At 39.9% G+C, this 5,561-nt stretch carries 4 protein-coding genes; 2 read left to right on the top strand and 2 right to left on the bottom strand.

Features of this window, described 5'->3' with window-relative positions:
• Positions 1–171 precede the first annotated feature (171 nt).
• Together prmC and J1E28_RS07460 are read right to left on the bottom strand one after the other, a co-directional pair.
• Positions 172–1,008: a peptide chain release factor N(5)-glutamine methyltransferase gene (gene prmC / locus J1E28_RS07465; RefSeq protein ID WP_291028353.1), complete on the bottom strand. Its 837-nt coding sequence runs from the start codon at positions 1,006–1,008 to the stop codon at positions 172–174.
• Positions 998–2,215 (bottom strand): M48 family metallopeptidase, encoded by a 1,218-nt coding sequence (locus J1E28_RS07460; protein ID WP_291028355.1) that lies wholly within the window; start codon positions 2,213–2,215, stop codon positions 998–1,000. Before J1E28_RS07460 ends, prmC begins: the two co-directional genes overlap by 11 nt.
• A gap of 151 nt (positions 2,216–2,366) precedes the next feature.
• Between J1E28_RS07460 and pyrG the strand changes: the two genes are divergently transcribed.
• A complete protein-coding gene (pyrG, locus tag J1E28_RS07455; protein ID WP_291028351.1) occupies positions 2,367–3,989 on the top strand; it encodes a glutamine hydrolyzing CTP synthase in 1,623 nt (540 codons plus the stop codon).
• A gap of 36 nt (positions 3,990–4,025) precedes the next feature.
• Positions 4,026–5,561, top strand: a 1,536-nt coding sequence (gene recJ, locus J1E28_RS07450; protein WP_291028349.1) for a single-stranded-DNA-specific exonuclease RecJ, incomplete at its 3' end; no start/stop codon positions are given.

Raw genomic sequence — 5,561 nt, 5'->3', positions numbered from 1 at the left:
ATCAAAAAAGAGATTTTGATGAGAATCTAGATGATTTTAAAACCTTAAAGAAGAATCAAGAGCCAAGCTTTCTTAGTCCGCTAGATGTATAATTTATATATTAAAATATCAATTTTGGGATTTTAGAGATAGAGATTCTGCGTTTATCCATAGCTTTGCTTTTACATTCTCTCAAGCAAAATAGGCGCTAAAGCCCCTATCCCAGCCACTTAAATCTTTATAGAATGATACATTGAGCGCATCACGCAAAAGTTCGCTTATTGCTTCTTTTTGATCATAGCCCATTTCGCAGAGTAGCCATATATTGGTGTGCGTTTTAATAGCTTGTAAAATTTTTCTATATACATCTAGCCCGTCCTTTCCACCAAAGAGGGCAAGATGGGGCTCAAAAAGTAGAGGCTTCTCTATGGGATAATCATCTCTAATGTAGGGAGGATTGCTGATAAGAAGTTCAAAGGGTGGCACATCAGGAGGGATAATAGAGCAATGGCACAGGGTAATATCTGCATTTGGCGCATAAGTAATGATATTTTTTTGTGCGACACAAAGGGCTTCTTGGCTCACATCGGTAGCAAAAAAGCGGCATTGTGGCTCTAGTTTTGCAAGTGTAGTAGTGATGATGCCAGAGCCTATACCTACTTCCACTATGGAATGGATATGGTGAGTGTGGATAAGCTCTCTTGCTTTATCGATTAAAATCTCTGTTTCGGGGCGTGGGATAAGCACAGAGGGATTCACAAAAAAATCATAGCCATAAAAACTCGCACTTTGGGTAATGTATTCAAGTGGCGTGCCTTGTTTGCGTAATGCGATGAGTGAGAGATAATGCTGCACAAGGGTAGATTCTAGAATCTGTGTGCTATGAGTGTGGAGGTAGATTCGAGGGAGTTTTAATACAAAACTAAGCAGTAGCTCACTCTCCATTCTTGGCTTTAAATGGAGGCTTTGAGCGACAGAGGAAAGCTCTTTTGTCGCACTTTGCAAAAGCTCATCAATGCTAGAGCTCATAATCAAGGGCTTTTAATCTTTGAAGGAGTGGTGGGTGGGTGTAATAAAAGAAAATATAAGCAGGGTGGGAGCTAGGAAAGCTTTTATTTTCATTGACAAGGCGCACAAGCACATTTGCAAGGCAGTGTTTGCTTGAAATATCTGCTCCAAATTCATCGGCTGCATATTCTGCTTTGCGACTAAAATAACCAATAAGAGGCATAAACCAAAAGGCAATAACGGGCGAGATAAGAAGCATTACAATCAAAATCCCCGCCCCATTGTGTGCTAAACCGATTGTATCAAAGAGCTGCAGAGGTAAATGCCCCACAACAAAGAAAAGCACAAAAAACACACAAGCCATAATAATGATATTTTTAAAAATATCATTATGCTTAAAATGCCCAAGCTCGTGTCCTAAAATAGCAATAAGCCCATCAGCGCTAATTTTATCAAGCAGAGTGTCAAAGAGCACCACGCGCTTACTTTTGCCAAGCCCACCAAAATACGCATTCAGTCGCCCATCGTGTCTTGAGGCATTAATCACAAATACACCGCTACTTTTAAAGCCTATACTATTGAGTAAAGATTCTATACGCGATTTGAGATTTTCATCTTCAAGTGGAGTGAATGTATTAAATAATGGTGCGATGAGTGTGGGGTAAATAAAATTTGCTAGAATTACCACAGCAAGCAATACAATAAATCCTACAATCCACCAAAGTGAAATATGCTCTATGATTAAAATGAGCAATGTTGTCACAATGCCGCCTACAATGAGACTTAAAAATAATGTTTTAATGGAATCAGAAATAAAAATGAGCGGTGTTTGCTTACTGAAGTGGAATTTTTTATCAAGCCAAAAGGTTTTATAAAGAGAAAAAGGTAAGTCAATAATGCTCCCAATAAGCATAAAACTTAGCACCAAAGCCACACCTTGCCATAAAGGATTAGTATCTATTGGAAAAAGTGATGTAAGCTCTGTGCTTAATAGATGTAAGCCAAAGCTCACCCATAGAGCAAACACAAGCGCTTCAGTGATTTTAGAAAGTATATCAAGTCGCAAGGAAGCAAGGGCGTATTCTCCTGCTAAGATATAATCTTCAGATTCTAAAAGAATGGCAGGTTTGCGCAATTCTGCTTTGATATGTTTAAATTGAAGTATGGCTAAAATGATACTTGGTAATGTGTAGGTGCAGATAAAAAGAGCAATAAATAAAATAAGCATATCTTGCAAAACTATCTCCTTAAGAATGATATATAATAATTTTTATTGATATCATAGGAGAGAAAATACAAAAAAGGGTAAATTAACACACTTTTAACTCCTAATTTATTATTATTTGCATAAATTTTAGAATCTTGATGAAGGGAATAAAATGTCAGTGAAGTATATTTTTGTAACCGGAGGCGTTTTAAGCTCTCTTGGGAAGGGTATCACCTCTTCTTCCATAGCAACTCTCTTGCAACATAGCGGTTATAATGTCTCTATTCTTAAAATTGACCCTTATATCAATGTTGATCCGGGCACGATGAGTCCACTTGAACACGGCGAAGTGTTTGTAACTTGCGATGGAGCGGAGACAGATTTAGATATAGGACATTATGAACGTTTTTTAAATAAAGATTTTTACAAGACAAATAATTTTACCACCGGGCAAGTGTATATGTCAGTGATTGAAAATGAGCGCAAGGGTAAATATCTTGGAAAAACCATTCAAATCGTGCCACATATTGTTGATGAGATTAAAGCGCGTATTAAACTCGCAGGAGAAAGAAGTGATTTTCTTGTGGTGGAGCTTGGGGGCACGGTTGGTGATATAGAGGGTATGCCCTATCTTGAGGCAATGCGCCAAATGAAGCACGAACTTAGTAATAAACAAGTGATTTCTATTCACGTAACGCTTATCCCTCTTGTGCGTGCAGCAGGAGAGCTTAAAACTAAGCCCACGCAGCATTCTGTGCAAGAGCTTAGGCGCATAGGGATTTCACCGCAGATTCTTGTTGCGCGATGTGAGAGGAATCTTGATAAAGAATTAAAACGCAAACTTGCAATGAGCTGTGATGTCGATGATGATAGCGTGATTGTTGCAGAGGATACAGAGAGTATCTATAAATGCCCACTTAATTTTTTAGAAGAAGGCATACTTACTCCCATAGCTCGGCATTTGGAGCTTGGGGTATTAGAGCCTAAAATGGATAATTGGGATATGCTTGTAAAAAAAATCATTGCGCCTAAAAGTCAGATAAGCATTGGTTTTGTGGGGAAGTATTTGAGCCTTAAAGAATCATATAAATCACTTATAGAATCCCTTATTCACGCAGGAGCAAATACCGATACACGCGTGAATATCAAGTGGATTGATAGTGAGCGTTTAGAAGAAAATATCAGCCTTTTGTATGATGTAGATTCTATTCTTATTCCGGGAGGATTTGGCGAGCGGGGGATTAATGGCAAATTAAAGGCGATTACTTATGCGAGAGAAAATAATATCCCTATGCTTGGCATTTGTCTTGGTATGCAGCTTTCTTTGATTGAATTTGCGCGTAATGTGCTAGGAATCAAAGAGGCAAATTCTGTGGAGTTTGATTTACATACCAAAGAGCCTATTATCTATCTCATCGAGGATTTTATAGATGCACAAGGCAATGTGCAGCTAAGGACACATACTTCGCCAATGGGCGGAACAATGCGATTAGGCGAATATGAATGCCACCTTAAAGAGGGCACAAAGCTTTATGAATCCTATGGCAAGCAAAAATTAATTAAAGAGCGGCATCGCCACCGCTACGAGGCAAATCCTGCTTATCGTGAGCTTTTTGAACAAAATGGTATGATTATTAGCGGTGAGAGTAATGGACTTATAGAATCTATTGAGCTTGCTCATCACCCGTGGTTTGTGGGGGTGCAGTTTCACCCTGAATTTACCTCGCGTTTGCAGCGTCCAAATCCTGTGATTCTTGATTTTGTGAGGCAAACTCTTGCGCATAAAAAAGCATAGTTCTTGCCCTAGCATAAGGCGCAAAGAGGGGTATAAATGAGCTATCCTATTTTGAGTAAAGCCCAAATTTTAGATTTGCTTCTAGCGCGTGATGTGGAGCGAGGATTCTCATCTTTGCAAGATTTGCCCTTGCCTCAATGTCTTGCGCATACTTTTGAGGGAGCAGAGATTGTTGCAGAGTGTATTAAAAAAGGGCAAGAAGTACTTGTTGTAGGGGATTATGATGCTGATGGCGTGTGTGCAAGTGCGATTATGGTGCTTTTTTTTAGAATGCTTGGCTATGCCAATATGCGCCTTATTATCCCTCATCGCTTTGAAGATGGCTATGGGGTAAGTGGCGCGCTTTTAGATAAATATGCTCAAAATGCCGCTGTGGTAGTGAGTGTGGATAATGGTATAACTGCTCTAAGTGCGGCGCAGTGGTGCAGGGAAGCTCAAATCCCCCTTGTGATTACTGATCATCACACGCCTACCGCGCAACTCCCAAATGCCGATGTGATTATTGACCCTTATTTGCCTGAATGTTTTTTCCCTCAAAAAAGCATTTGTGGTGCGGTGGTGGCTTGGTATTTTTGTGCTACTTTAAAGCAGATTTTGCAATCAAACATTGATATGGGCGTATTTTTGCCCTATTTGGCTCTTGCAAGTATTGGCGATGTAATGCCTCTAGTGGGTATTAATCGCTTGTTTGTCAAAAAAGGCATTCAATCCCTGCATACGACTTCTGCGCCATTTGCGCAGATTCTGCGAGAGAAGTATAAAAGGCTTGATGCGCAGACGCTTGGCTTTTATGTGATTCCGCTTTTAAATGCTCCCGGACGCATAGCAAGCGCAAATATGGCGCTTGAATTTTTAGTGAGCGAGGACTATACCCACGCTAAAATCGCGTATGAGCAGCTTGTGAGCCTTAATAATGAGCGCAAACGCATTCAGGGCGAGATTCTAGAATCTACACATAATGTTCTTATAGAAAAAGAAAATGTGGTAGTGAGCTATGCACAGGGTTGGAATGAGGGAGTGCTAGGCATAGTCGCTTCTTTTTTGGCAAAAAAATACAAAAAAAGTGCTTTTGTGTTTAATGAATGTAATAATGTGCTAAGGGGCAGTGGGCGCAGTTTTGGCGATGTGAATCTTATAGAGAGCATTATCCCTTTTGGAGAGAGTTTGCTCAATTTTGGAGGGCATAGCGGGGCGGTTGGGCTAAGCTTAGAAGCGCAGAATCTGCAGAATTTCATCACATTTTTTTCCACACATCTTGTGCTTGAAGAGACTAAGGGCGAGGATAATGTGCTAGGGTGTATCAAAAGTATAGATATTGATAATGAGCTAATGGAGTGCATTGAAGCCTTTGAGCCTTTTGGTGCGGGGAATCCTACGCCTCTGTTTGTGTGTGAGCAATTAAGTATAGAATCTATAAAGCCCCTAGGCAAAGAGGGCAAACATTTTGAATATATTTTGCTTGATAAGCAATCTCAAACAAGGCTTAGAGGGGTGGAGTTTTTTGCTCCTTGTGTGCGTGAAGTGGGGCAGTATGGTGATGTGTATTTTGAGCTTATAAAAGATGATTATTTT

The sequence above is a fragment of the Helicobacter sp. genome (assembly GCF_022511165.1).
Lineage (GTDB): Bacteria > Campylobacterota > Campylobacteria > Campylobacterales > Helicobacteraceae > Helicobacter_C.
This window is presented reverse-complemented; position numbering and strand designations above follow the sequence as displayed.